Annotated in this window: 25 protein-coding genes and 1 other annotated feature; of the genes, 6 read left to right on the forward strand and 19 right to left on the reverse strand. The window is 46.0% G+C overall.

Annotation, left to right across the window (positions count from 1 at the left end; all coding sequences use genetic code 11):
- Positions 1-20: 20 nt before the first annotated feature.
- The gene (locus KJS52_RS11945) at positions 21-239 is read left to right on the forward strand and encodes a DUF2536 family protein (protein WP_213515329.1); all 219 of its coding nucleotides are present in this window, start codon (positions 21-23) and stop codon (positions 237-239) included.
- A gap of 71 nt (positions 240-310) precedes the next feature.
- Here the strand turns inward: KJS52_RS11945 and KJS52_RS11950 are convergent, their stop codons facing one another.
- The 4 genes from KJS52_RS11950 to tyrS form a co-directional block, all read right to left on the reverse strand.
- Positions 311-838 (reverse strand): hypothetical protein, encoded by a 528-nt coding sequence (locus KJS52_RS11950; protein ID WP_213515331.1) that lies wholly within the window; start codon positions 836-838, stop codon positions 311-313.
- Positions 822-2573 (reverse strand): sensor histidine kinase, encoded by a 1752-nt coding sequence (locus KJS52_RS11955; protein ID WP_213515333.1) that lies wholly within the window; start codon positions 2571-2573, stop codon positions 822-824. Before KJS52_RS11955 ends, KJS52_RS11950 begins: the two co-directional genes overlap by 17 nt.
- Positions 2573-3259, reverse strand: a complete 687-nt coding sequence (locus tag KJS52_RS11960; protein ID WP_213516136.1) for a response regulator transcription factor — start codon at positions 3257-3259, stop codon at positions 2573-2575. The genes KJS52_RS11955 and KJS52_RS11960 overlap by 1 nt, the downstream gene beginning before the upstream one ends.
- A 144-nt stretch (positions 3260-3403) precedes the next feature.
- Positions 3404-4669, reverse strand: a complete 1266-nt coding sequence (gene tyrS, locus KJS52_RS11965) for a tyrosine--tRNA ligase (protein ID WP_213515335.1) — start codon at positions 4667-4669, stop codon at positions 3404-3406.
- Between the two features lie 64 nt (positions 4670-4733).
- Positions 4734-4941 (reverse strand) — a binding site (T-box leader).
- Between the two features lie 128 nt (positions 4942-5069).
- On the opposite strand from tyrS, the gene KJS52_RS11970 reads away from it, so the two are divergent.
- Positions 5070-6617, forward strand: a complete 1548-nt coding sequence (locus KJS52_RS11970) for a histidine kinase N-terminal 7TM domain-containing diguanylate cyclase (RefSeq protein WP_213515337.1) — start codon at positions 5070-5072, stop codon at positions 6615-6617.
- A gap of 25 nt (positions 6618-6642) precedes the next feature.
- Here the strand turns inward: KJS52_RS11970 and KJS52_RS11975 are convergent, their stop codons facing one another.
- The 9 genes from KJS52_RS11975 to KJS52_RS12015 all read right to left on the reverse strand — a co-directional run bounded on the left by KJS52_RS11975 (position 6643) and on the right by KJS52_RS12015 (position 18352).
- Complete coding sequence (locus KJS52_RS11975; protein WP_213515340.1) at positions 6643-7752, reverse strand: GerAB/ArcD/ProY family transporter; 1110 nt, start codon at positions 7750-7752, stop codon at positions 6643-6645.
- 37 nt (positions 7753-7789) lie between these two features.
- Entirely contained in the window at positions 7790-8026 is a 237-nt protein-coding gene (locus tag KJS52_RS11980; protein ID WP_213515342.1) for a hypothetical protein, read from the reverse strand.
- Positions 8027-8031: 5 nt separating this feature from the next.
- Entirely contained in the window at positions 8032-9234 is a 1203-nt protein-coding gene (locus tag KJS52_RS11985) for a Ger(x)C family spore germination protein (protein WP_281425592.1), read from the reverse strand.
- 6 nt (positions 9235-9240) lie between these two features.
- Positions 9241-10794 (reverse strand): spore germination protein, encoded by a 1554-nt coding sequence (locus tag KJS52_RS11990; protein ID WP_213515346.1) that lies wholly within the window; start codon positions 10792-10794, stop codon positions 9241-9243.
- Between the two features lie 211 nt (positions 10795-11005).
- The gene (ilvD, locus tag KJS52_RS11995; RefSeq protein WP_213515348.1) at positions 11006-12697 is read right to left on the reverse strand and encodes a dihydroxy-acid dehydratase; all 1692 of its coding nucleotides are present in this window, start codon (positions 12695-12697) and stop codon (positions 11006-11008) included.
- Between the two features lie 20 nt (positions 12698-12717).
- Positions 12718-13383: a GntR family transcriptional regulator gene (locus KJS52_RS12000; RefSeq protein ID WP_213515350.1), complete on the reverse strand. Its 666-nt coding sequence runs from the start codon at positions 13381-13383 to the stop codon at positions 12718-12720.
- Between the two features lie 208 nt (positions 13384-13591).
- On the reverse strand, positions 13592-14458 hold the full coding sequence (locus KJS52_RS12005; RefSeq protein ID WP_213515352.1) for an alpha/beta fold hydrolase: 867 nt from the start codon (positions 14456-14458) through the stop codon (positions 13592-13594).
- A 156-nt stretch (positions 14459-14614) separates the two neighbouring features.
- Positions 14615-15268: a hypothetical protein gene (locus KJS52_RS12010; protein WP_213515353.1), complete on the reverse strand. Its 654-nt coding sequence runs from the start codon at positions 15266-15268 to the stop codon at positions 14615-14617.
- 297 nt (positions 15269-15565) lie between these two features.
- A complete protein-coding gene (locus tag KJS52_RS12015) occupies positions 15566-18352 on the reverse strand; it encodes an adenosylcobalamin-dependent ribonucleoside-diphosphate reductase (protein ID WP_213515355.1) in 2787 nt (928 codons plus the stop codon).
- A 239-nt stretch (positions 18353-18591) separates the two neighbouring features.
- Here KJS52_RS12015 and KJS52_RS12020 point away from each other — a divergent pair, with 239 nt between their 5' ends.
- The 3 genes from KJS52_RS12020 (at position 18592) to KJS52_RS12030 (ending at position 22222) form a co-directional block, all read left to right on the forward strand.
- Entirely contained in the window at positions 18592-20304 is a 1713-nt protein-coding gene (locus KJS52_RS12020) for a DEAD/DEAH box helicase (RefSeq protein ID WP_213516138.1), read from the forward strand.
- A 12-nt stretch (positions 20305-20316) separates the two neighbouring features.
- Entirely contained in the window at positions 20317-21240 is a 924-nt protein-coding gene (locus KJS52_RS12025) for a YqhG family protein (RefSeq protein ID WP_213515357.1), read from the forward strand.
- A 121-nt stretch (positions 21241-21361) separates the two neighbouring features.
- The gene (locus KJS52_RS12030; RefSeq protein WP_213515359.1) at positions 21362-22222 is read left to right on the forward strand and encodes a hypothetical protein; all 861 of its coding nucleotides are present in this window, start codon (positions 21362-21364) and stop codon (positions 22220-22222) included.
- Here the strand turns inward: KJS52_RS12030 and KJS52_RS12035 are convergent.
- Positions 22219-22407 carry a YqzE family protein gene (locus KJS52_RS12035; RefSeq protein ID WP_246563475.1) on the reverse strand — a complete coding sequence of 63 codons (189 nt, stop codon included), beginning with the start codon at positions 22405-22407 and terminating at the stop codon, positions 22219-22221. The two genes, KJS52_RS12030 and KJS52_RS12035, sit on opposite strands and share 4 nt — an antisense overlap.
- A 95-nt stretch (positions 22408-22502) precedes the next feature.
- Here KJS52_RS12035 and KJS52_RS12040 point away from each other — a divergent pair, with 95 nt between their 5' ends.
- The gene (locus KJS52_RS12040) at positions 22503-23345 is read left to right on the forward strand and encodes an N-acetylmuramoyl-L-alanine amidase family protein (protein ID WP_246563478.1); all 843 of its coding nucleotides are present in this window, start codon (positions 22503-22505) and stop codon (positions 23343-23345) included.
- Here the strand turns inward: KJS52_RS12040 and KJS52_RS12045 are convergent.
- From KJS52_RS12045 to KJS52_RS12065, 5 genes are all read right to left on the reverse strand, one after another.
- Positions 23322-24122 (reverse strand): divergent polysaccharide deacetylase family protein, encoded by an 801-nt coding sequence (locus tag KJS52_RS12045; RefSeq protein ID WP_213515361.1) that lies wholly within the window; start codon positions 24120-24122, stop codon positions 23322-23324. The two genes, KJS52_RS12040 and KJS52_RS12045, sit on opposite strands and share 24 nt — an antisense overlap.
- A 197-nt stretch (positions 24123-24319) precedes the next feature.
- Positions 24320-24697 carry a TFIIB-type zinc ribbon-containing protein gene (locus KJS52_RS12050; protein ID WP_213515363.1) on the reverse strand — a complete coding sequence of 126 codons (378 nt, stop codon included), beginning with the start codon at positions 24695-24697 and terminating at the stop codon, positions 24320-24322.
- Between the two features lie 14 nt (positions 24698-24711).
- Complete coding sequence (locus tag KJS52_RS12055) at positions 24712-24939, reverse strand: hypothetical protein (protein WP_213515365.1); 228 nt, start codon at positions 24937-24939, stop codon at positions 24712-24714.
- Positions 24940-25016: 77 nt separating this feature from the next.
- Positions 25017-25343, reverse strand: a complete 327-nt coding sequence (locus KJS52_RS12060; RefSeq protein WP_213515367.1) for a hypothetical protein — start codon at positions 25341-25343, stop codon at positions 25017-25019.
- A 77-nt stretch (positions 25344-25420) separates the two neighbouring features.
- Complete coding sequence (locus KJS52_RS12065) at positions 25421-25993, reverse strand: xanthine phosphoribosyltransferase (protein WP_213515369.1); 573 nt, start codon at positions 25991-25993, stop codon at positions 25421-25423.
- Positions 25994-26105 lie beyond the last annotated feature (112 nt).

Genomic DNA, 26105 nt, shown 5'->3' on the forward strand with positions numbered 1-26105 from the left:
TCGAACGAAGGAGAATTGATATGGAATTCAGACTTGATTTGCTGGAAACCAAAATTGAATTTTATGAAGCTTTTACACTACAAGAGCTGGAGGCCAAAATCGCCCAGCAAATTGACAACAATAAAGCGCTTATGCTTGAGCCTGCCGCAGTTCAGCATCAAGCCGTTTTTCATCCGCTGCATGAAAAGATGCTGTATACCGCGTGCGTACATTATAAATTGCGATCAAGCCGCTCATAATTACCTCTATATAATGAAGCGCTCAGTATCGTCATTATGATGACCAAACTGAGCGCTTTTAAATAGGTGTATTAAAGCAGCGTAACCTCTTTACTCCAGATTAACTCATTCCCTTGTTCATCAGTAAAGGTAAAGCTGACTTTCCCGGTTTCACCGGCTAATGCTTTATCGTAGAAAAAGCCCATAAACTGACCATTTCCACTAATATAAAAGCCATTCTCGCCGTTGGCACCGTGCTCTATCGCTTCCTGTAAGCTGTTTACAACAGAAAGATTAGCCGAGCTCCATTCCATTGACGTTAAAGCATAGCCATCGGGGCGTTTTTGCACAGAAAAGTCAAAGCTGTTCCGGTCGCCTTCAATCGGTTTTTCAGTTTGATCAATGACAATATGAATATCATCGCTGCTCGCTGCTGGCTCCATCGTTGGCTCTGCCTTGTCCTCATTCGCTGGCAGCTGCGACTCATTTGCCGACGGTGTGCTTGGAGTGCTTGGAGCGCTTGGAGTACCTCCGTTTGCCTCATTATTAGGCGTGCCGCACCCACTCAGCATAATTGCCAAGGCGATAAAGCCAATTAAGCTTTTAGTTTTCATGTTCATTCTCTGCACTTCCTTCTGTTAGTGTAAAATAAAATGCTACACCATTTTTTTTGTTAACTGCTGCGAACTGACTATGATGCAGCTGCAAAATATGTTTGGCGATTGTAAGTCCAAGCCCTGTACCGCCCGAGCGTCGATCCCGTGCTTGCTCGACACGATAAAACTTGTCCCATATTCGCGGCAAATGCTGCTGTGGAATCGGACGGCCTTCGTTGTATAGTTCTATTTCTACCTTTTTATACGCGACAGGTTTTATGGTAAGGATAAGCTGCGAGCCTGGTTCGGCATGACGCACCGCATTGCTTAACAAATTTACAATAACCTGCTTTATTCGCTTTTTATCTCCGATCACAAATGGCTGACTAAGCTCATCTGTAATTAGCTCGACCTGTAATGCTTTGTCTGCTAGCTGAATGGCAAAGGTACCCACTTCATCCTGCACCAGCCTTACAATATCAAAATGCGTTAGCTTCAGCGTTATCGCATTCACTTCATATTTGGAAAGCTCCAGCAGGTCCATAATCAGCTCATTCATCACATCCGCCTCACGGACGATATGTGTCAGATAAGCCTCTCGCTTATGGTCGGCTATTCCGTCCTGCAGCCCTTCCGCATACCCTTTCATTACTGCAAGCGGTGTTTTCAGCTCATGGGCGATATTGGCAACCAGCTCCTTGCGCAGCTCCTCCAAGCGTATTTTCGTTGCTATTTCCACTTGAAGCTGTTCATTTCTCTCTGTTAGCTCCTCTAGTGCCCTTTGCAAATTTTGCGATAACGTTACGAGATGCCGAGATAGCTGCCCGTATTCATCGCGTGTCTGGATCGGCGGTTCCGCAGAAAATTGCAGCTGCGCGAGCTTTTCAGCAAATGCATTTATTTTGACTAGCGGCTTTGCAATATAGCGCGAGTACACCACCGCCAGTACGATGACGATTATAACGATGAAAGGAAATAAAACGAGCACATACTTGCGAAGCATGGAAATCGCCTCATTTACAGGCTGCAGTGATGACATCATTACGATGAAGGAGCTGGAATGCTGCAGCTTGCCAAGCGTCGCAATATATGGCACCCCGCTCCATGAATCGCGCCACTGCGTCGTCGCGTAAGCGTAGCTGTCTTCATTTAACTCTGGAAGCTCCCATGGTCTCCAGGCTTGCAGCATATCGGCAATGAGCATATCCTGATACATGGGATTGAAGGAACGCTGCTCTGGCAGCAAAAGCTTCGTAATGGTGCCTTGAACGCGCACCAAGCCAGTCTCCGGCTTTACCGTTTCAGGATAAAAATAGACCGGATGCAAAACGGTGTCGTGTTGATCCATATAGATGCCGTCTACAACGAGCTCTTCGCCCGGAGCCAGTTTTTTAGGCAGCTCATCGTATTGTATTCCTTCTTCATTGATAACGATTTCGATCTCATGCTCGCCAGCCTGCATATGGATCACATAAATATCCAGCGGCTTTATACTATACTCTTCATTTAATAGCGCAATACTGGCATCATATTCGTTCATGGCAGAGCCGATCGCATAGGCAATTGCCTGTTCATCCGCCTGCAGTGGTTCTACTTGCTCGATAAGCTTATGAATCGCTTTCTCCTGCTCATGCTGCTTGACTGATCGGTAAAAGCGTTCAAAAAACAAGCTTTCAAAAACGAGCACAATGGCTAGCAAGCCAATAATAATGAGTGAGGTGATCATAAATAGCTTGCGCGCTAATGAATGTCGTCTCATCATGCTGTATCGAATTTATAGCCCGTGCGAATGACAGTTTTAATGAAACGTCCTTCTGCGCCAAGCTTGGCTCTCAGCTTTTTAATATGGGTATCAACCGTTCGATCATCTCCGTCATAATCAAAGCCCCATATCGCAGTCAGCAGCTGCTCGCGGCTGAGTACCTTTCCATTATGCTTAGCCATGTATACGAGCAGCTCATATTCCTTGGGAGACAAGTATATTTCTTGATCCTGCACCTTCACTTGATGAGCTTGCAGCTGAATCGACAGCTCCCCGAACGTTAAGCGATGATCTTCAGCTCCCACAGTTCCTTCTGCCCGTTTGATTAAAGCATTGGCTCTCGCAACCAGTACTTTGGGACTTAATGGTTTGGTTACATATTCATCTGCTCCAAGCTCATAGCCATGCACCTGATCATCATCTGCTTCCCTTGCTGTAATCATAATAATCGGGACATCCGAACGCTTGCGAATATAACGGCATACTGCAAATCCGTCCAGCAACGGCATCATAATATCGAGAATAACTAAATCAAAGGGCTGACCTTGTTGATCATCAAACTTTTCCAGCGCGGCTGCGCCGTTGTCCGCTTCAACAACCTCCCAGTGATCCACAGCAAAATAATCATGGATAATTTCTCTCAAATGCACGTCATCTTCTACAAGTAGAAGGGTTCGATTCATAAGCTTCACTCCAAACGCATCTCTCATCTTATTATTGTACGCCTCTATCAATATCATTCCATAATCGCGCAACCAGCTCCTTTCTTGCTGTATCACGATTATAAAAAAAAGATGTGTACGCAATGTGTACACATCTTATATCTCTTAATTTTGCTCTAGGCGAACGAGGCTGTAGCTTTTTTTGCCTTTGCGAATAATGATAAATTTTTCGCCGATCGCTTGATCAGCGGTTACCGTAAAGGCAAGATCGGTCACTTTTTCACCATTCAATGTAATTGCGCCCTTGCTTACATCCTCGCGTGCTTGACGCTTAGATGGCTCAATGCCAAGCTCCACCAGCCAATCAACCAAATTTTTCTCCTCACGATTAGCTGTATAGGTTGGCATTTCCTTAAAGCCCTGCTCAATCTCCTCGGCAGTCAAGGAGCGAATATCGCCGCTAAACAATGCAGCAGTAATCCGCTTCGCCTGCTCCAGCGCTGCTTCGCCGTGTACAAAGCGCGTCATTTCTTCCGCAAGCGCTTTTTGCGCATCACGCTTATGAGGCTCGGTTGCTACCTTTTCCGCCAACGCATCGATTTCTTCCTTGCTGAGGAAGGTGAAGTATTTCAAATATTTGACGACATCGCGGTCATCTGTATTGGCCCAAAATTGGTAAAATTCAAATGGAGTCGTTTTATTCGGATCAAGCCAAACTGCGCCGCCAGCTGTTTTGCCGAATTTCGTGCCGTCCGCCTTCAGCATAAGCGGAATCGTCAAGCCAAATGCTTTCGCTTCCGCGCCTTCCTTTTTGCGGATCAGGTCAAGCCCCGACGTAATATTGCCCCATTGGTCAGAGCCGCCAATTTGCAGCTGCACATCCTCATGCTGGTACAGATGAAGGTAATCGAGCGACTGCAAAATTTGGTACGAAAATTCGGTAAAGGAGATGCCGCTGTCAAGACGGCTCGATACAACATCCTTCGCCAGCATCGTATTGATGCTAAAGTTTTTGCCGAAGTCGCGCAAAAACTCGATGACGTTAATTTTTGAAATCCAGTCATAGTTATTTACGAGGCGCACCTGATTGTCGCCATCTGTCACAAACAGCTTTTTCATTTGTGCCGTAAGCGCCTCGACATTGGCTTGCACCTGCTCCAGCGTTTGCAAGGAACGCTCGGAGGTACGGCCGCTCGGGTCGCCAATCGTTCCTGTAGCGCCGCCGATCAAAATGACCGGGCGATGACCTGCGAGCTGGAACCTTTTCAGCATAATAAATGGAATGAGATGACCAATATGCATACTATCGCCTGTCGGGTCGACCCCGCAGTATAGCGATACGGACTTTTCACTCGTTAATTTGCGCAGCCCTTCAGCATCTGTCTGCTGGTTGATAGCTTCGCGCCATTCCAATTCATCAATAATATTCATTTCATAGCACCCCTGTTTCATCTTTTACAAAAATAAAAAAACGTCCCTTCATCTGCAGTGCAGACAAAGGGACGATCATTAACCGCGTTACCACCCATATTGCGCAGCTGAAGCTGCGCCGCTCTTTGCGAGATATCGGTCGCTAGTGCCGCTTGGCATTACCCAAGTTACTCCAGAGTGTATTTCGCCAGCTTTGCATGTATCAGGTTGCATCACCCCTGACTTTCTGGAACAGAGACAAAGCTGCTACTGCGCTCTTTCATCGTAAAGTTCAACTATAAGATTACAGTCAGTATAGCCAAACATAAAATAGTTGTCAACTGCAAAGGAGCTGCTTATTTGTGCTTGCTATATGTGGTAATATAGGAACGTATATATTTGTCTAATGGAGCTGAATTTAATGGAGTCAACCGTAACAGCCTATATCGCACTCATTTGCGTGTCGGGCGTGCTTAATTTTTTTCTGTTTGTTTATGCATTTTCACGCAAAGAGCGCTTTCAAGGCGCAACCTCCTTCATGCTGTATACGCTCGCTCTAACCATCTATTGCTTTTCCTATGCAATCGGCTTGACCAGCAGCTCCATGGAGCAAATTATGTTCTGGACTACGATACAATATATCGGAATGCCGGCAGCAGCCTCATTAGGCCTAGTTATCGTCCTGCAATTTTTAGGCAAACAATGGAATCGTAAGCAAATTGCCTCCCTTTTTATTTTGCCTGCCATCACATTGCTGCTCGTTGCGACCAATGATTCTCACCATCTATACTATAAATCCATTCAGCCACATGCTGAATACGGCCTCCCCCTACTTGATATCGAAATCGGACCTTGGTATGTTGTGCAGGGCATTTTCACTTTCAGCTGTATGTTTTATGCCTTTATTCTGCTGTTAGTTCGCCTGAAACATATAAAAAGTGCCTATCGAGCCCAGCATCTCGTGTTAATGTGCGGTCATCTTGTCCCGATGGCTACAGCCTTTCTCTATTTAATTGGCGCTACGCCTGCTGGAATCGATCCTGTACCAATTGTGATGTGCATTTCTTCCGGACTTTATATCTGGGCGATTTTATCAGTGAATATGCTATCCTTGCTGCCTATCGCGAAGGAAACGATATTTGACAATATGAGCGAAGGCGTTATTGTGCTTGATTCACAGCAGCGGCTTATTGACTTTAATGCAGCCGCTAAAAAGATGTTTCCAGCTATGCAGCATTCTATGATAGGTCTTCAGCTGGATAGGGTGTGGAAGCAGTTGACAGACATGAATTTCCCACTATCTCCTCTCAAAGAGCAGGCTTCCTTTGATTTTTCTTTGGACAATGGCTATGGCATCAGCTATTTCCAAGCTCGTACCTCTCAGCTTCAGCAAGGCAAGAGAGCCAGCGCTGGCAGTCTAATTATGATGATTGATATGACGGAATTAAAACAGCTGCAGCAGGAATTGGAGCACCAGGCCTATTATGATGGATTGACGAGAATATATAATCGTACTCAATTTTTCAAAATTTCCAGCCAGCTCCTTCAGCAAGCACAAGCAAAAAAGCAGCCGTTTTCACTCATTTTATTCGATATTGACCGGTTTAAACTTGTAAATGACAGCTACGGGCATGATGTGGGAGATCAACTGCTCATTCATGTCGTGCAATGCTGCAAACATATACTGCCAGAAGACGCACTGCTCGCTCGTTATGGCGGAGAAGAATTTATAGTTGCGCTATGGGAATACAGCTCGGATCAGGTTAGACAGCTTGCCGATGCAGCTCGGCTGCATATTGCCAGTCAGCCGCTATATGTCAACAATCTCAAGCTGAATGCTACGGCGAGCTTCGGTATTGCACATTTGCAACCCGGCAATGGGCAAACCTTGCAGGCGCTCCTGATAGAAGCGGATCAAGCTCTTTACAGTGCCAAGCGCAATGGCCGCAATCAGGTTGCTGTAAAGTAGGAAGCAGGCTCAGCTGCTCCAAGCTTTACTCCGACACCTCATGCTTGAACAGGCTCCCGACAAAACGTTTAACAATATCAACAATAAGAAAACTTACTGGAAGAACAAAAATGAACGATAGCGCATATGAAAACCAGCTTTCTCGACCGAACTCAAAAAATGTGGCTGTATTAGGAAATACGATCATCGCATAGATCGCAATAAGCAGCCCAACTGGAAGAATAAGCGGCTTGCAGCTTTTCAAATTCAATGTTTGAGTCATTCCGATTAAGCCAGCATGCATCGTAACGACTATTTTAACAAATACGGTGAGGAACCATATTGCAATCATCAATATTTCAATCCGCTGAAAAAAATCACCAATGCTGATTTTTTTAACTAGCACATATACCGGGTAAACAAAATGAGCTGTATTATAGCTGCCAAGTATTAAAATGGTTAGCAATGTTATCGCAATTAGCACCAAGAGACCAATCGCAGTTCCAACTACCAGCGCGCGGGCAGCCGTTTGCTTGCCTTTATTGGCAACTAACGGAGCAAGCATCATTAAGCAAATCTGCTCCTGAAACGTTGACATTTTTAAGCCCGATAAGAGGATCGGGGACATGCCGCGCTCGCCGATTGGCCTCATGCGCGACACGTCAATTTCAAATACAAGCGCGATCATGATCAAGCCAAGAAATAAAAGCACAATTGGAAAAAACAGCTCTGCAGATCGGCCATATGCCTCAACTCCATAGGCTAGCCCGATGACGATCACAATCATAAATGTGAAGTAAATAAACCACACTGGCGTAGACGGCAAAATCGAAGTATGAATAAATTGACCAAGAAATTGCAGCAGCAATACTGCGAGCAGCAGAAAGAAGCTGATATAGAGCCACGCTACTACCGAGCCGAGCCATTTGCCGAGCAACTTTTCTGCGATTTGCACCAGGCTTAGGCCTGGAAATCGCTGCAGTAGCAGCACATAAACGAAAACGTACAGCATATTAAACACCGCTGTAAATACCGCTCCAAGCCAGGCATCATGCTCAACCGCTGTAGCCAGCAAAGAAGGGATGATAAGCAGCGATGTGCCAATCGTATAGAGAACCGTTAGAATCATATATTGTCTTGGGTGAATATGCCTCATATTAAACCACCTAAATCTTATTTAAGCCAAATCCCTTTTAAGCTTGAAAAAGATCGGATATAGCACGCCCGATCGGTTCAAAAGTGGAGCGGATGATGAATATGGGATTGAATATAACGAGCTTATTGAGATAACCTACGCCCGAAATCACTGCAACTATCAAAATAATAGAAGCTACAACGATTTCCTTCCGCTGCTTCGCTTTCCATAGCGCAGGGAATGTCGCAACAGCAATTAGCAAAGCAACAGCGATCATGGATATAGAGCCTAGCATAAACACTACTCCTCCTTTTGCATCGGAACCGAGCGATTGAATCCGCCAATTGCTCGAACATGGAAATCCATGTCGACCTGAACATCAAGCTTGGCAAACAGCTCGCTCCACTCCTCCTTATGCTCCAGCCAATATGAAGGGTTGGCGCGATGAATGGCCTCTCCGAATCCGAATATATCGATTTGATATTTCGTTTGCATTTCGGCTATTGTATCCTCCACCACTTTTTTGAATGATTCCTCCAGCGTCAGCTCGATTTGCTGCAGCGTATGCTCCTGCGTTAAATCCATGCTGCATTCCAATTCGCCTACATTGACCTCTATATTCAAGCTCACCTTCACTTTTGGCTGGTTATTGCGCACCATGCCCTTTACCCGACTTTTCGCGTCAGTTACCTCAACCGTCATTTCCCCTTCTTGCTCGGGACAAGCATATACGCCAACACTGCTTATTACACTATTTTTTATGTAGTTGTACACTTTGCTAGCATCCTCGTTTAGCCAGCCTACCAGCTTATCCTTTTTGAAAAACGCCATGCCATCATATTGCAGCAGAGTGCGCAGCGCAAGCCGATGTGTATTTTCCATTGTTTCTCCTTCTTGCATATCTCCCTTTATGATTATGCCAGTAAGGACAGCTTCATCTCCTTCCATGGCAATCAGTTCAATAAGCCTGTCAATCGTCACTTTGCCGGTGGCCGCCCACGCCCAATGTGAAGTTTCCAAAGAGGAAAACAGCTTGTTGGCAGGAATGCGATCCATTAACGTCGTAATTTCTAAAATATGCTGAGCCTCAGTATTACGGCTTATTAAAACATAATAATCGGTTCTTAATTCATGATCGCGCGCCAAAAAATCGAGCAGTGGAGAAATTCCCTCTTTAGCAACCTGTTCACTAAACACTACAATTCGCAAATGAGAATAATATAGCTTGCGCGAAGACAGCTTGGTCAGCTTGCGAATTGCTTCAAAAATGGATTTACCGCGTTGTGTGTAGGTTATGACAGGAGCACTTTCCAAACTCCCTGCTGTTTGTGCAGCAACATTGCCAGGGTTGACAATTTGCACAGACAACAAAATATCATCATCTATTTTATCGACCCCCATACCGACGACGATTGCGATTTCATTCAGCTCTTGGCGATCCCAGCAGCTGGTCAGGATCATAATGCAAAAAAGCAAGACCAGCCATCGTATTGCATACCGCATATACAATCAATCCTTATCTCTCATCTGATGTTGCTGTACTGAGACGGTTTGTTCACGCTCCTCGTTCCAATTACTTAACCGCTGTGGACGTTTCTTCATTAGCCAATGAGGAAAACGAAACAAAGCATCCTTTTGATCATTGCTATAATACGGCGCTAATGAGCTCATGTAGGGAATTCCGAATGAAGTTAAATGACATAGATGCAGCGCCAGTATAATTAATCCAATCGTAATGCCATACAAGCCGAGCGAAGCAGCGAGCGCCATAAAGCCGAAGCGCAGCAGACGCGTCGAGATCCCCATATTAAAGGAAGGAGAAACAAAATTGGCAATAGCCGTCGAAGATACGACTATGACCATTGCCGCTGTGACCAGGCCAGCTTCAACTGCAGCTTGCCCGATCACTAATGTGCCGACAATTGAAACAGAGGAGCCAACTGCTCTTCCCATGCGTATCCCTGCTTCACGAAGTACTTCAAACATAATCTCCATAATGAAGGCCTCAATAAAAGCGGGAAAAGGCGCCCCTTCGCGTTGAGAAGCAAGGGCAAACAACAGTGAGGACGGGATCAGCTCCTGGTGATACGTCGTAACGGCCACATATAACGAAGGAGCAAGCAATGCAATCGCAAACGATAAAAAACGCAAGCCACGGATCAAGGTTGAAATATCCCAGCGATGATAATAATCCTCGCTTGCCTGAAAAAATTGCACGAATAAGGCCGGCGCTAACAGGACAAACGGCGAGCCATCAATAATAATAACAACTCTTCCTTCCAGCAAGGCTGCAGCCGATGAATCTGGGCGGTCTGTATTTTGAATTGTAGGAAATGGCGTAAATGTTTTATCTTGAATAAACTCCTCCACATATCCGCCTTCTAAAATGCCATCAATGTCGATTTGATTGAGCCGCTGCTTTATTTCAGTAATAATGGATGGCTGGACCAATCCTTGTATGTACATGATGCCAACCTTCGTTTTGGTTACTCTGCCGATTTGCATCGTTTCCAGCCATAAATTTGCATCCTTCACCTTTCTGCGAATTAAAGCGGTATTGGTAGACAAATTTTCAGTAAATGATTCACGCGGGCCGCGAATAATCGTTTGTGTGGCCGGCTCGGATACAGGTCGCTTTTCTCCGCCTTTAGAGCTTGCGACAAGTGCGCTTGCTTCACCATGCATTAAAATAATCGTATCGCCGCTGAAAAGTGCTTGCAGGATATAATCAGTATCCGCAGCCTCCTTCAGATCAGAAGCAGATACCAACTGCTTTAGCTCGTCAATGACCGAGCTGGCGAACGGCTTGCGGAATTGCAAGGGCTTAATAATATTATTCATTAATGTATCTCGATCCGTAAGGCCTTCCACATAAAGAATAACTGCTTCTTTTATCCCATGATCTCCTCCGAAACGGCGTATGACAATATCATCGCTATAGCCAGCATAGCCTAGCAGCAAATCAATATTAGCCTGCAGCTCGCTTTGCAGTGGCTGCTTCTGTTTCTGCTGAATGCCGGAGTGTTCTGCATTCTCGTTTATGCTATCCGTTACACGTTCCATCGCTTTCACTCCAATTATTCATGTGAAATTTTAGAAATCGGGTACGGTTAACTTAACCAGCTTGACTGTTAAATATTCTTGAAAATATGAAAACCTAAAAGCTCACTTGCAAGCTTTTTATTTTCTATATAGCAAAACGGGCTATCCAAAAAGTCAGTGAGCTGACAATCTGAATAACCCGCTTTGTGGTCACCTATTTTACACTTTTAAGTTAATCGAAGCTGTCTGTTACTGCACCCTTCGAAGCTGAGGAAACGAGCTTGGCATACTTGACCAAGGCACCTGACTTAACTTTAAGCGGAGGAGCTGACCATGCTTGCGCCCGAGCGGCAAGCTCACCTTCCGTTACATCAAACATTATTTGCTGGGTTTCACTATCGATTGTAACGATGTCCCCGCTCTTTAATAGCGCAATCGGTCCGCCTACCTGCGCTTCAGGCGAAACATGGCCAACTACGAAGCCATGCGAGCCGCCCGAGAAACGACCATCCGTAATAAGCGCAACCTCGCCCCCGAGCCCCTTGCCGACAATTAATGCCGTTACGGACAGCATTTCCGGCATGCCTGGTCCTCCCTTTGGTCCACAATAGCGAATAACCAGAACATCTCCTTTTTTAATCTCATCGCGTACAATCGCTTCCGTTGCTTCCTCTTCGCTGTCAAATACTTTGGCTGGACCGACAAAGCGCAGCTTTTTCATCCCCGACATTTTGGCAACGGCTCCTTCAGGCGCGAGATTGCCTTTCAGCACAACCAATGGTCCATTCGGCTTTAGCGGGTTATCCAACGGGCGAATAATTTGCTGCTCATTCTGAAGTGGAGCTGCCTCGCTTAAGTTTTCCGCCAATGTTTTGCCTGTTACGGTCAAACAGTCGCCATGCAGCAGTCCTTCGGCAAGCAGCAGCTTCATCACACCCGGCACACCGCCAATATCGTTCAAATCCTGCATCGCGTAACGACCGCTTGGCTTCAGATCTGCCAGATGCGGAACGCGCAGACGAATTTGCTCAAAATCATCTAAAGTTAAATCTACCCCGACCGAATGTGCAATTGCGAGCAGATGCAAAAATGCATTAGTTGATCCGCCTAACGCCATCACGACTGTAATCGCATTTTCAAACGCTTTTTTCGTCATAATGTCTTTCGGATAGATCCCTTGCTCGAGCAGCGCAATAACCTGCTTGCCTGCTGCAGCGCATTCGACAGCTTTTTCTGGCGCTATGGCCGGAGTAGAAGAAGAACCCGGCAGGCTCATACCCATTGCCTCTGCTGCCGCCGCCATCGTATTAGCTGTATACATGCCGCCGCAAGAGCCTGGTCCCGGGCAAACGCTGCATTCCACTTTATGAAGCTGCTCCTCGTTAATTTTTCCATCATGATATTGTCCGACCGCTTCGAAAGCAGTTACGATATCCACATTTTGCCCATCCAGCTTGCCCGGCTGAATCGTTCCACCGTACACATATACAGCAGGGATGTTCATGCGACCGATTGCCATTAAGCAAGCTGGTGTATTTTTATCACAGCCGCCGATCGCAACGACTCCGTCAAAGCGCTCGGCACCCGCTACAATTTCGATTGAATCTGCTATCGCTTCGCGACTTGGCAGCGAAAACTTCATGCCATCATGCCCCATCGAAATGCCGTCTGACACTGTAATCGTGTTGAAAATAAGCGGAGCTCCGCCATTGCTGCCCGCTCCTTGCTTTGCATGCACCGCTAAATCATTAATATGCATATTGCATGGCGTGACCTCACTCCAGGTGCTGGCGATGCCGATCATCGGCTTTTTGAAATCCTCATCGGTAAAGCCTACTGCGCGCAGCATTGCCCGGTTGGGCATGCGGTTGGCGCCCTCGCTTATTACTTTACTGCGAATCCGCAAATCTTTAGAATTTGTCATCGTTCTTGCTCCCTTCTCGTTTAGAATAACCCATTAAGCTCCTGCATCGGGCGGATAAAATTTTGCTCCATCAACGCTTTTGCTCGAGCACTATCCTTCTGCTCAAACGCTTCAATGATAGCGGCATGCTCCTCGACTGAAGCTTGAGTTGTTGTGATCGCTTGATTTAAGAATGCGTATTTAAAGCGCCGAATATGAATTTGCAGCGAAGCAGTAAACGATGCGATATAAGGATTGTCTGCAAGCTCCACGACAAGATTATGGAACTGCTCATCCACCTCCATCGCTTGATAGGCCAGGCCGCTATTGATCGCCTGCGCAAATTCCAGATTGATCGCGCGCAGCTGCTCAATTTGCTCCGGAATAATGACGTTAGCCGCAACCTCTGCTGCAACAGCCTGCAAGGCTGCCATTGTCGTATACAGCTTAAAAATATCCTCCTTGCCGATTTCCGTTACCTTTGTTTCCTTTCCCGGGTGAGTGGCGACGAGTCCCTGCACTTCAAGCAGCTGAAACGCTTCGCGAATAGGCGTGCGGCTGACGCCAAGCGACTCTGCCAATTCAGCATCAATCAGCTTTTCCCCTGGCTGCAAGGTGCCGTCAATAATCCAGCGCTGAATTTGCGAGTAGGCTCTTTCCTTGGCAGTCATCCTGACCGGCGTCACAAAATTTTTTGGTACTGGCATCATCATCATCCTTGTATCGTAATATTTGTATCCAATATATCGCATACATATATAAAATACAAGTGCTTTTTAATCACATTTTCGGTAAACGGAAAGCGCGACTGAATCGACTGTTTAGTCTTACCATAAAAAAATCCCCTTATTTCTGATGCTCAGAAATAAGGGGAGCGCAAAGTTATCGTCAATAGCTTGTTATCCAATAGACTCTTTATAAATTGTTGATCAACCAAGGCTTGATCAACGGTAATACCGTTGCAGGCTGCATAGCTTTGGCATGGTCCATATCTAATCCTTCTAAAATTTCGACCTGCCAACCAAGCTGTTCTAATAGTTGTCTGTTTTTTTGCAGAATACCAACAATATCAACGGTTACATTACCGAAGTTTTGTCCATAAACAATCGTGTCTTGTTCCCCGGCAAACGCCAGTCGCGGGATCACGATGTGATGTTGAATTTTCCGATCATCAAATTCCATCAAATGCTCGTACATCGTAACAAACTGCCTCGTTTGATCGGTATTGATTTTTACCGATATTTGATCCCAATCAACCTTTTCAGGGCTGACATCGCTTTGTTCTTCACTGTCAGAAGAGTTTTGATTACGTAAAGCTAGCTCGTACGTTTTACTTGTTACAACCATCATTTCTTTATATGGACCGTCTATTGGCGGGAAACCACCCATAATCAAGCTTTCTAATCGGTCAGTCCGAATCGCTAATTGCAAGCCAACCAAAGCCAGCCAAGAATAGCCGTAGTAACTGAATTTGCTAACGTTCATTGCATCAGCAATCGTTAATAGATCTTTTACGATGTTTTCAGGCGTAAGATGGTCCGGATTCGAATGCCGCAAACGGTGTCCTTCGTAGTCGAAATAGATTAGCTGAAACTCGTCCACTAACCCCTCAACAAAATGTTTACCTGATTCGGGATCTACTCCCCATAGCCTTAAGCTTTCAGCTTCTTGTCCATATACCGCTTCCTTGGCAACTGGAAGCATGATCGTTTTCGAGTCGGGATTCCCTACTAAACCAACCTTTATTTCTGTTCCATCTTGAAGCTTGATGTTCCTCTCCATGCTCACCACTCCTAAAAGATTTCTATAACTATCATATGACATTGATGCAAGCTTTCGGATATTTACTTCATGGCCTTTATCTATCAGGAGTGGCGTGTACATTATGTTGTTGTAGCACTTGAAGGTTTTACTTTAAGGAGAGTTAAAGAGGGATGTTCACTCCGGGATATAAAACAAGTTCGTCCTACCTTCTCCACCAAAACCGGAATAACGATCAGGATCGTTATAATTAAGAGTATGATCGCGTATTTCCCCCCACTTAAGATGGATTATTATGAATGGTATTTCATTTTTATTTTCATTCTTTTGAACATAACCATTTTTGTCATAGAAGAAATCTTCGGCATTTTTCAGGCCATCATTAAAAGTTATTCCGTATAGGTCAGTTTTTTCATTTCCAAATTTGGTAAACTCCCGGTACGACTCTATTGGAAAGTCTCGTATAGCACTGAATAAGTCGACAAGCCTGAAACTAGTTGCTTGATCAATTGAGAGTTGACCTCTAGACCCGGTAACATCAATAATTACATATTCTTTGCTTTGAGTATGGTATTTAAATTGATAGTCTTTTACTGTATCCGTCCCTGGGACAAGAAATCTAAATCTTCCTGTAAAGGAATGTAATTCTAAATTAATCTCTTTAGGGCTGTTATATAATACAACCCTAAAGCTGTCTTCAATCGATACAATCGGTATAGCATTAGGCTGACCAATTGCTTTCATAATGTCGTTTGTCATCTCTTGGGGATCAATCTCGGCAGCACGCAAGTAAGAAAATGCAAGATTTGAGAGTTTAGACTGCTCTTTCAAGTTCTTTGACCACCAAATATATATACTCGTCAAAAAGGTAATGGTGATACTACATATGATGATAACGATTATTACAGAAATCATAATCATCTTTATAGTCTTCATATTGAATCACCTTCGGAAACAGGATTTACTTTCTCGAAGCTCTAGAGCATCCTTGCCTTGAAATTTTTGGAAACAACCATTTTTATCGTATCACTTCATCATTCATTTAATCAACTCATAATGCAATTGATTAGCAAAAAAAAGGCACATCTAAATTACAAGATGTACCTTTTAATGGTAGAAAGCTTTAGCTTAGCATTTACTATAGCCGCAGTTAGCGCACTGCTTGCAGCCTTCCGTGTTGATTAGACTGGCTGAGCCGCAGGACGGGCATAGATCGATGCTTTCACGGTGCACAATTGCTCGTTCGGCGGCAGCAGCTTGCTCGACAGGTGCTGGTGCTGCATACCCGGTCACTGCTAATGGGCTACTGGACTGCTCTACAGGCTGCTGAGCAGATTGATGCACAGACTGCTGCACAGATTGATGTGCATCTCCCTTCGCCTGCACATGCATTTCCAGCGCTTTTGCTACTGCGTCGGCAATCGACTCGACGCGATTATGCCCAAAACCGATTGCGCCTGTTCCGCCAATGCCCTTCAAATGCTTAATTAATAGCTGCACTTTGTTGCCGTGATCGCCATAACGCAAAAACAAGGAGCATACGCGCCCAAGCGCTTCAGCCATTGCAAATACATCCGAACCAGCCTTGCCTACGATCAGAAATATTTCTGACGGCACATCGTTGAGATCATTGATTGTAATGTAGGCCATACCGAGCGGCGTATTCATCCGATAGGTTGCACCTTGCAGCACCTGCGGGCGGCGCTTGTATTGGCGGTCAGCCGCACTTGACTGAACGGCTGGCTGATGGCTTGAGTTTGCATCCACTGTGCCGACTGCTGGCTGACGGCTTGAGCTTGCATCATCTGTGCCGATTGCCAGCTGCTGCCCCGCCTGTGCACCTTGCTGTTGTTCCGTCTGCACACCTTGCTGCAGCTCCTCCTGTGCACCTTGCTGTTGTTGCCCCTCATGCGCATTTTGCTGCGCCTCCTCTAGCGCATCTTGCAAATATTCAGCCTGATCACCTTGCTCTTCCTTCAGCGGCGCATCTGTCGCTTTCTTTTGCGGAGCGGTGGACAATACTTGCACGTCGCGGCTGCCGTCACGATAAATCGTTACCCCTTTACAGCCCAACTCATAAGCGAGCTCATAAAGCTTCTCTGTTTCTTCGATTGTAAAATCGCTTGGGCAGTTGGCTGTTTTGGAAATGGAGCTGTCGACCCAGCGCTGAATTGCAGCTTGCACCCGAATATGCTCCTCGGCAGTCAAGCTCATTGCTGTAACAAAATAGTCCGGCAGCTCCTCGCCCGGATGCGCATCGAGCCACTGCTGGGCAATCGGCACATATTGCGCGTCATAACCAAGCCGACTTTGGCGGAAATATTGGAAGGCAAAGTACGGCTCAATGCCGGTCGAGGTGCCGACCATAGTGCCCGTAGAGCCAGTTGGCGCTTGCGTAATAACCGTCACATTGCGCATCCCTGCAGCGCGAATCGCCTGCTCTACTTCTGGAAACTGGGCAATCATATTTTTCATAAAGCCGCTTTGCAGAAATAGATCCGCATCAAACGCTTGAAAGCTTCCTTTCTCTCCGGCAATTTCAGCTGACGCTAAATAGGCTTCCCTTGCAATAAAGCCGTACAGCTTATCGAGAAACTGCAATGATTGTGGCGAGCCATAGCGAATGTTCAGCTTGATCATCAGCTCGGCAAGTCCCATTGAGCCGAGGCCAATTCTGCGCTCCTTCTTCTGGTTTTGTTCATTTTCTGCGAAATGATACGGTGTGCGATCGATCACATTATCCAGGAAGCGCACCGACCAGCGCGTTACTTTGGCAAGCTCGTTCCAAGCGACATCGTGCTGCTCGTCATCATAAAACTTGGACAGGTTAAGCGCCGACAGATTGCATACGCCCCAGGCAGGCAGCCCTTGCTCGCCGCAAGGATTGGTGCAAATGATCGGGTTAAAATACCAGCTGTTGGACATATTGTTGTAGCGCTCCATAAAGACAACGCCAGGCTCAGCCGACTTCCAGGCCGATTCAATAATTGTATGCCATATCTCTCTCGCCTTGACCGTGCTGTGTACGATAATTGGCTTGTCCAGCTTGCGCCATTCTTCAAGATCGCCCTTCCACAGCTCATCATATTGCGGATCGGTTGTATCAGGAAATACGAGCTGCCATTCCTTATCCTGCTTCACCGCCTCCATAAAGCTATCGCTCACGCATACTGACAAATTCGCATTCGTAATCTGTCCCATCGTTTGCTTTACCGTAATAAAATCAAGCAAATCAGGATGCCAATCGTTGATCATCAGCATAAGCGCGCCGCGTCGGCTGCCTCCTTGCTCGATCAAGCCCGTCGTATAGCTGAACAGACCGCCCCAGGAAACGGCACCGCTCGATGAGCCATTTACTCCTGCGACAATCGTTCGCTTCGGCCGAAGCGAGGACAGATTAATTCCAACCCCGCCGCCTCGCGCCATAATTTCCGTCATTTCTGCCAAGGTAGCCATAATGCCGCCGCGACTATCATGCGGCGACGGGATAACATAGCAGTTAAACAGCGTTAATTCATCACTTGCACCGGCACCCGCTGCGATTCTTCCGCCAGGCACAAGCTTCCAGTCATCCAGTATATATCGAAAACGGTCCTGCCATAGCGCTTGCTGTTGCTCTGACTCTACAGAAGCCATTGCCGCTGCCAGTCGATCCCACATTTGCTCCGGATCATTCTCTACGGTATGGGTAAGCTTCGTGATTGTAGTTGTGACGATTTCACCGCTGCGCATTTTCACTTCGACCTCATCGCCACGGCGTGCGATTACCTCGCCTGCCTCCTTCACCGGAAATGAAAGATCATCCTTGAGCAACACCAATACGGTATCGCCAGGCAATACTTTCGAGGCATCCGCATTTTTGCGCGCATATCGATCCAAAAATATTTTTTCGCTTAAGCCCTGCAACGTACTCATCAGCTCACTCCTCACCAAATTCAATATATAGTATATAAATTAATTTTAACATACTACATATAGATTTCAAAGATTACTTTAGAACGATTTCGTTGCTTAGCTTTCCCTAAATCACAAGATTATGTTTACCAGCGTTTGGGCAATAATAGAGCTAAGTATTACTAGGGCGTGTCTAAGAACTCCGAGGACGCCTTAATAAAGGAGCAGCTATGAATAATCGAATTATACCTAATCCTGCAATGACTCAGCTGGATGTGCAAAAAGCAATTCATCCCGCGGTTACACTCACCTTTCAGCGTGAATGGTTTAATGAGCTGCAGCAGCGCATCGAGCAAAATGGTCCCTGGGATCAATGGAGCATGTATCAGCTTGCGATCGAAGCGAGACAATCGACGCTAATTGGCTCCTTCGACGAATTGCTGTGTCTGCGCAGCCTTCCTGCCTTCGAGCCGATGCAGCATCAGCTCGATACGGCGAAGCGCGTCCTGCATGAAATGGGCGGACGGGCAATTTTGGCCGATGAAGTGGGACTAGGCAAAACGATCGAGGCTGGATTGATTTTGAAAGAATATATGGTGCGGGGACTAGTCAAAAAGGCGCTCATCCTCGTGCCTGCCTCGCTTGTCCTGCAATGGGTGCGTGAGCTTAATGCCAAGTTCGGCATTCAAGCCGTTGCACAAAAAAAAGCGCATAGCTGGGGCAATGAAATCGTCGTAGCTTCGCTCGATACTGCCAAGCGCGAACCGCATCGTGAGCTGGTGCTTGCGACGGATTACGACCTGATCATAATCGATGAGGCGCATAAATTAAAAAACAAAAAAACGACCAATTACCAGTTTGCCGTTCAGCTTAGCAAAAAATACTGCTTGCTGCTTACGGCAACACCAATTCAAAATGACTTGGATGAGCTGTTTAATTTGATTTCCTTGTTGAAGCCCGGTCAGTTGGGCGGACAAGGTGAATTCAACAGCAATTACGTTGTCGATAAACGGCTTCCGAAAAATGAGGATCAGCTGCAGGATGTGCTGTCCTCGATCATGATTCGCAATCGTCGCAGCGACGGCGGCATTCATTTTACGAAGCGAAATGTTCGCAATATTAATTTGCAGCTTTCTCCCGAGGAGCAAAATCTGTACGATGCGGTAACCAGCTTCGTCCAGCAGCAAGCGAGACAGGACGGCATGGATTTGAGCAGTATTTTGTCGCTTGTCACGCTGCAGCGGGAAGTATGCAGCAGCCGCGATGCCGTATTTTTAACATTGGTCAATATGTTCAAGAAAACGAGTGAGGATTCCCCGCTGCGGCCGAAAATTTGGGAGCTGGTCGAATGCATTCGCGCGATTACGTCCAATACGAAGGCTGAAAAAGCGCTTGAAATTGTGAATCAATGTCCGGACAAAGTTATTTTGTTTACCGAGTATCGCGCAACCCAGGAATATTTGCTGCAGTTTTTTGATAAGCATGCGATCAAGGCCGTACCGTATCGCGGCGGCATGAATCGCGGCAAAAAGGATTGGATGATGGATCTGTTCCGCGGCAAGGCCAAGGTGCTGATTGCTACTGAAGCGGGCGGTGAAGGCATCAACCTGCAGTTTTGCAATAACATGATCAATTTTGATTTGCCATGGAATCCGATGCGGGTAGAGCAGAGGATAGGTCGCGTGCATCGTCTTGGTCAAACCCAGGATGTAAATATTTACAATTTATGCACGATGAACACGATTGAAGAGCATATTTTGCATTTGCTGCATGAAAAGATCAATTTGTTCGAGCTTGTGATCGGGGAGCTCGATCATATCATTGAACGGATGGAATCGCGCGACGGGTCAATCGAGCAAAGACTGGCTAAAGCTATTTTGCAGGCTACTGACAAGCAGCAGCTAAGTGAAGAAATTGATAGCATCGGTGCGGGATTCAGCACCTATCAGCAAGAGCAGGCACGTTTACAATAGAGGTGAATAAAGATGAATACAAAGCAGGTCCAACGTTTTGTGCAGCGTTATTTGGAAGCGACACAGTGCACCATTATGGAGAAATCACCATACCACATTAAAGTAAAGCTATCGCCTGAAGCCGACCGAGAGCTGACGAATCGGCCTTACTATTGGAGCTTTATTGACCGCTTGAATGAAACGCCGGAAACGATGAGCTTTTTGTTCGTTTTTGACGAGGAAAAATATAATCAGATGCTCAATGAGCAGTCTGTCGATCCAGCTCCAGCTTTATCTGCAGAGGATAAGGCGTTAGATCGCGTCTTCGGGTTTGCACCCAAGCCTATTATGCGCGTTCCGAAGGAGCATTTGCATTTTGGCTCCAATCGTTTGCAGCAGCTTTTCGATTCGACACAGCGCAATGGCAGCTTTGTTTGCCTTTATCAGGAGCCGCAGCAGCGCGCCTTGCATCCTTACGCCTCGCGTCCGTACACTGCCTGGCTCGCTGTCAATTATGTGGTCGAGCTCAGCTGTGATCGCAAGCGCGAGGAGTTGTTCAGCCTTGGCATTTCACTTGTTACCGGCCATTGCGTGGAGCATTTTCATGATCGCCTGCAAGCAATGCGGCTGTCACCGCGCATTCCAGCCAATGTTCATCTTGCGAAAAATGGCATTTCCTATAATAAAGCACTTTCGATCGCAGAAGCCTATATTGAGCGTAAGCTGAAAAGCTACGATTATGATTGGGCAGTACAAGCTCAAGCGAGGCTGAAGGAAGAGCTGGAGCGGCTGGACAGCTTTTATAAGCCCTTGCTGCAGCATGCCGAAGCTGAGCAGGAACAGGAAATTTTACAGCTGCAGCAGAAGCGGATGGAAGAAATCAGATGGCAGTACGAGCCGCGCATTACGGCATCCGTCATTAACTGCGGATTATTTCATCTCGATGGCATTGATTGACGTACATCTGAGGTTAACGACCTTAGTCTACAAAAAAAGAAGCTGCTGCTCGCAAAAAGGCATGACAAGATGCAACAGCCTTTTCAGAGCATGTCCTCTACTATACAAGAGAGGTGATGGAATGAAAAAACAATTGCAATTGATCGCGATACAGCTGCTCACTGCTTTGCTGCTCACTGGCTTCATGTCAGCCAATAGCTTTACATCAGCAGCCGCTCATGCAGCTAAAGCAAGCGAGCTTTCTGCTGCAGCGGAAATGTGGCAGCAGCAACTGGCCAAGCAGCAAGGCTTTGAGCATTGGGAAAAAGCAACTCTTTCAATTACAGCACTGGGGCCCGGAACTCATGGCTGGCTTGTGCTTGTAAAAAACAATAATGAAGTTGTCGGGTATATGATTATCCATGCCAAAGAAGCTGGAGGATATATGTTAAGCGAATATGGAAGCGGCGACGCAGCTTCCTTGCAGTTTCTAGCCGATCATGTCGCATCCTTCAGCTATTTTGGTCCATTCCACAGCATTGTGCAAGCAGAAAAGAAAACGATCACTTGCTTTATTGAGCCGTTTATGCAGGAGGCTTTTCCTATTACGGTGCAGCGTATCGAGCAGCAGCAGAAGCTAGCTGAGCAAGCAAAAGCAGGGCATGGCACCTTCAAGCTGCCTGCCCTTATTACCGGCTCCTATACATTGCAATACTTTGACCCATATGAGACGATGCCATGGCTAACTCGCGAGCCATTGAATAAAGCGTTCGAGGATGACACCTCGGTTGAAATGCTGCTAGAGCTTGACAGCCATCTGCAATATACGGCAGAAAGCTGGGACCATGCCATTTTTTCAGTTTATTCCGTTACAGGCTTTCACGAGTGGAATGAGGTTGATCTTTTTCTTGCCCTGCAGGACAGCAATGAGTCGCTGATTCGTTATATTGCTTATGATACATTGATGGAGCAGGGATTATTTTATAGCGCAATGGACTTTTAGCCCTTTTTCTTTAACCATAGATATAAGCTGGTACCACCCACGCCAAACCATCGCGTAAGCCACTGCTCCTTTTGAGCTTTGGCTTCTTTTTTTGCCTGCTTGCGCTGCTCCACAGGCTTATCCATATATTCAACAAGCTGCTCAGTTAAATACTGCACATACTCCTGTCCTGTAATTTTTCCCATTGTCACACACCTCTTTTAAAACTTTTTTGTTTCTGCCCTTCCCTACTATCAGTATTCCCAATCGTTCCAAATCCAATCGATGTATGAAATGACAAATGGCTAGCCAAGCTAAGCTTATTACGGGGATATTTGACAACAAGAAAGGCAGTGTCAATATGGATCAAATTCAATGGATTAAGGCAGCACGTATTGCTGCCTGCAGTTTACTGATCTTATTCGCTTATGCTTCGAATTCTTCAAGTGCTAATGCGGGTGAATTAACAGCTGACCTATATGATAAAAGCATACTGGAGCAGTATGGCTATCAGCAGCCTGAGCGTCAGCAAGCTCCTCCTGAGCATATCGAGCAATTGCTGCCGGCAACAGCCGTCATTATTGATGCAGGGCATGGCGGGATTGATGGTGGCGCATTTTACGGGACGATTTATGAAAAGGATATAAACTTGGCAGTTGCCAAAAAGCTGTATGCTATTCTGCAAAGCCGCGGCATTCCAACGATTTTGAACCGTACACATGACTATGCGTTAAGCGATGATAATCGCTGGCATCGCACTTCCTCTCGTCATTTGAAGGATTTGTCGCAGCGCATGGGCTTGACCAGAGAAATCAAGCATCTTATTTTTGTCAGCTTACACGTCAACTCTGTCCCTAACAAAAGCGCGCGCGGACCGCTTGTGCTTCATCAGCCCAACGGAGAAAGTGCCCTGCTCGCTTATCATGTACAAGAGCAATTGAACGATCTATATGCGGCCAATAAACGTCCAATTGCTGTAAAAAGCTTCTATGTGCTTAAATATGTAAAGTCTCCAGCCGTGTTGGTCGAGCTCGGCTTTATTAGCAATGCTAACGACCGTGCCCGACTTACCTCCCCCTCTGGGCAGACGGAACTTGCCGAAACGATAGCAGGCGGCATCTTACATTACTTCTGGGTTAATTAAATTGTTGCGAATAAGCTCGCTCAAATAAACCAGCTTGCCATGCTGCAGCAAAGTCGGAATCGATCTGGCAAGCTCCTTCGATGTATATTTGCCTGGCATGCCAACATGTCCGATAATGACGGTTGTTGGCCTGCTTTTCATAAGCGCGATCGCTTTCTTCATCTGCTTGTGAACATGCATCGCCGTATATTCATCATCAAGAAACAAGGAGTTTTCCGCATAGGGAACACCCAGCTCACTGGCGATTTTGCCAACTACAGATTTGTCGGTTGTTCTGCTGTCTAAGTAAAATAAATTTCGCTCCTTGCACACCTGCAAAACAATGCGCATAATTCGTTCATCTGCCGTTATCTTCGAGCCCATATGATTATTGACGCCGATAGCATGCGGCACCTGGTCGATTGCTGCTTCTACGCGTTCTCGTACTTGCTCATCCGTCAAATCGGAGGTTAGCGCCCCTGGTCCAAGCCATTTTTTCAAACCTTTATTCGGCTGCATAGGCAAATGCAAAATCACTTCATGTCCTGCTGCATGCGCTGCCTCTGCATCGCGCTGGGTGCTCGGTAAAAATGGCATCACTGCTACCGTTAACGGCACATCCAACTTTAATATAGCCTGGGTGCCATCCATATCGTTGCCAAGATCATCAATAACGATCGCCATCGTATGCTCTGCCAGAGATTGATTTTGCAACTCGCCCTGGGCGATAGCTGTTGGCGCAGCATAAAACGCTGTGATAAGAGTAAGAAGTGTAAGCATGAAGAGCTTGCGGTTCATTGTGTCATCTCCTTAGAACATAAGTTATTGTATTATGTTGTCCAACTGTCAATTCGCTTATGTAAAGGAATCCCATAAAATGAGGCATTACCCATCAACACAACACAAAAAAGCAGATAGCGAAAGCGGCAGCCTCTGCCCTCTCGCCATCTGCTTCCTCGATATTCTTTGTTTATCGCAGCATGCCAGTCGTACCTTTAATCAAACAAGTCCTCCAGCACATTAAATACCGATTTTTTCTTTTTCTTAATTGGCCTGCCATATTTGTCGTAGCCATAATGCTTGTGGCTTTTATGCGGATCATAATAGTCTTTGCGGTATGCCGGATTGTAGCTATGCTGACTATGCGGCATCGGATTATGCACCGGAGCAGACGGGTACGGCTTTCTGCGCGGATCGGAAACATAGGACTGCAGCTGATCATATTCCTCATGCGCTGCATGCACATCCTTCATCAGCTTGTCCAGTTCTCCGCGATCAAGCCAAACCCCTTTGCAGGAAGGACAAACATCAATCAATACTCCGTTTTTTTCAACCTCTCGCAAACTTATGCCGTCACAAACAGGACAAAACATCATCCTCATCTCCTTTACTCATTAACCTCATCTATTACATTAGGTCTTTCTTCACTAGCTGCAATATAAATATACGTGCGACTTAGCTTTACGACTCGTTTATTTCGTTTGCGAATCATAACAGAGTCATCGTCCCACGCCACAACTATTCCTGTCACGTCATTGCTTTCAAGACTATCGCGCACGACTCTGACAAGCTCACCCGACAGGCGAAATGCATTGAGCTGATCCTCAGATACCATAATTGCCTCCTGAATCTATATCGTAATAAAAAGTCTTAACGAACACTTAAGGCATTCATTAAGACTTTGTCTTTGCTTTATTCGTTTATTGCATGCTCTTTGGAGTCATTTGTTTCATACCATTCATCCAACACTTTCGAGGACATGACGCGTCCTTCAATGTACGCAATTTGCTTTTCGGAAAATTGCTCCTTCCATGACATGGAAAGCTCCTCGCACAGCTTTACGATCGTAAGTAACTCCGACCACGCCACATATCGCTTATACCAGAAAAATTGAGGGTGCTCAATCATATATGGGTATAAATCGTCAAACTCTGTATGCTTGCAATCCAATGCACGCTCGAACGAGTTTTTCGCACTAGCAATTTTGCTATTCATAAATTGATCCGTTAAATGTTCCATTACTTACGCCCCCCTTCGCTAATTACATCCATTATATAAGAAGTTGGAACGTTCTCTCAACCATATTCGGCTGGAAATTAATCTTTAAACACGATTTCGCCTGAATCGAGCGAAGCAATCTTCACTAATGATTCTACCCGGATGCCCTGCTCACGGAAATAATTAGCTCCCGCCTGGAATGCCTTTTCCACGACAATGCCCATTCCGACAAGCTCTGCGCCCGCTTCCTGAATAATTTTAACTACGCCGCGCGCACCGTCGCCATTGGCAATAATATCATCAATAAACAGGATGCGCTCGTCGCGGTTCAGAAATTGCTTGGAGATGACGAGATCTGATACCATGCCTTTCGTAAAGGATGGCACACGCTCCACATAAGAATCTGGGTCATTAATGACTGTTTGCTTGCGCCGGGCAAATACTAGCGGCACATTTAATAGATAAGCCGCTGCAAACGCTGCTGGTATGCCAGAGGACTCAATTGTCAACACCTTCGTAATATTGTCCGCTTTAAAGCGTGCTGCGAACTCTTTACCAATTTCCATAATTAGCGAAGGATCAACCTGTTGATTAATGATCGAATCCATGCGCAACACATCGTTTGATACGATTGCAGATTCTTGTAAAATTTTTTGCTTTAATTGTTCCATGACGAATCCCTCCGCTACATGCTCTTTTCAGTAAAATACCACATGTACGCTAATCTAGCAAGCGGTGTGAACAGATCTACAAATATTTGCCTTGTTAATGCAATATGGTGCA

Source organism: Paenibacillus montaniterrae (assembly GCF_018403185.1).
Lineage (GTDB): Bacteria > Bacillota > Bacilli > Paenibacillales > Paenibacillaceae > Pristimantibacillus > Pristimantibacillus montaniterrae.

What these genes read in the sequence shown, in the direction of transcription:
- KJS52_RS11945 (WP_213515329.1), top strand. Translation starts at nt 21, where the DNA reads ATGGAATTCAGACTTGATTTGCTGGAAACCAAAATTGAATTTTATGAA.
- KJS52_RS11950 (WP_213515331.1), bottom strand. Translation starts at nt 838, where the DNA reads ATGAACATGAAAACTAAAAGCTTAATTGGCTTTATCGCCTTGGCAATT.
- KJS52_RS11955 (WP_213515333.1), bottom strand. Translation starts at nt 2,573, where the DNA reads ATGAGACGACATTCATTAGCGCGCAAGCTATTTATGATCACCTCACTC.
- KJS52_RS11960 (WP_213516136.1), bottom strand. Translation starts at nt 3,259, where the DNA reads ATGAATCGAACCCTTCTACTTGTAGAAGATGACGTGCATTTGAGAGAA.
- tyrS (WP_213515335.1), bottom strand. Translation starts at nt 4,669, where the DNA reads ATGAATATTATTGATGAATTGGAATGGCGCGAAGCTATCAACCAGCAG.
- KJS52_RS11970 (WP_213515337.1), top strand. Translation starts at nt 5,070, where the DNA reads ATGGAGTCAACCGTAACAGCCTATATCGCACTCATTTGCGTGTCGGGC.
- KJS52_RS11975 (WP_213515340.1), bottom strand. Translation starts at nt 7,752, where the DNA reads ATGAGGCATATTCACCCAAGACAATATATGATTCTAACGGTTCTCTAT.
- KJS52_RS11980 (WP_213515342.1), bottom strand. Translation starts at nt 8,026, where the DNA reads ATGCTAGGCTCTATATCCATGATCGCTGTTGCTTTGCTAATTGCTGTT.
- KJS52_RS11985 (WP_281425592.1), bottom strand. Translation starts at nt 9,234, where the DNA reads ATGCGGTATGCAATACGATGGCTGGTCTTGCTTTTTTGCATTATGATC.
- KJS52_RS11990 (WP_213515346.1), bottom strand. Translation starts at nt 10,794, where the DNA reads ATGGAACGTGTAACGGATAGCATAAACGAGAATGCAGAACACTCCGGC.
- ilvD (WP_213515348.1), bottom strand. Translation starts at nt 12,697, where the DNA reads ATGACAAATTCTAAAGATTTGCGGATTCGCAGTAAAGTAATAAGCGAG.
- KJS52_RS12000 (WP_213515350.1), bottom strand. Translation starts at nt 13,383, where the DNA reads ATGCCAGTACCAAAAAATTTTGTGACGCCGGTCAGGATGACTGCCAAG.
- KJS52_RS12005 (WP_213515352.1), bottom strand. Translation starts at nt 14,458, where the DNA reads ATGGAGAGGAACATCAAGCTTCAAGATGGAACAGAAATAAAGGTTGGT.
- KJS52_RS12015 (WP_213515355.1), bottom strand. Translation starts at nt 18,352, where the DNA reads ATGAGTACGTTGCAGGGCTTAAGCGAAAAAATATTTTTGGATCGATAT.
- KJS52_RS12020 (WP_213516138.1), top strand. Translation starts at nt 18,592, where the DNA reads ATGACTCAGCTGGATGTGCAAAAAGCAATTCATCCCGCGGTTACACTC.
- KJS52_RS12025 (WP_213515357.1), top strand. Translation starts at nt 20,317, where the DNA reads ATGAATACAAAGCAGGTCCAACGTTTTGTGCAGCGTTATTTGGAAGCG.
- KJS52_RS12030 (WP_213515359.1), top strand. Translation starts at nt 21,362, where the DNA reads ATGAAAAAACAATTGCAATTGATCGCGATACAGCTGCTCACTGCTTTG.
- KJS52_RS12035 (WP_246563475.1), bottom strand. Translation starts at nt 22,407, where the DNA reads ATGGGAAAAATTACAGGACAGGAGTATGTGCAGTATTTAACTGAGCAG.
- KJS52_RS12040 (WP_246563478.1), top strand. Translation starts at nt 22,503, where the DNA reads ATGGCTAGCCAAGCTAAGCTTATTACGGGGATATTTGACAACAAGAAA.
- KJS52_RS12045 (WP_213515361.1), bottom strand. Translation starts at nt 24,122, where the DNA reads ATGAACCGCAAGCTCTTCATGCTTACACTTCTTACTCTTATCACAGCG.
- KJS52_RS12050 (WP_213515363.1), bottom strand. Translation starts at nt 24,697, where the DNA reads ATGTTTTGTCCTGTTTGTGACGGCATAAGTTTGCGAGAGGTTGAAAAA.
- KJS52_RS12055 (WP_213515365.1), bottom strand. Translation starts at nt 24,939, where the DNA reads ATGGTATCTGAGGATCAGCTCAATGCATTTCGCCTGTCGGGTGAGCTT.
- KJS52_RS12060 (WP_213515367.1), bottom strand. Translation starts at nt 25,343, where the DNA reads ATGGAACATTTAACGGATCAATTTATGAATAGCAAAATTGCTAGTGCG.
- KJS52_RS12065 (WP_213515369.1), bottom strand. Translation starts at nt 25,993, where the DNA reads ATGGAACAATTAAAGCAAAAAATTTTACAAGAATCTGCAATCGTATCA.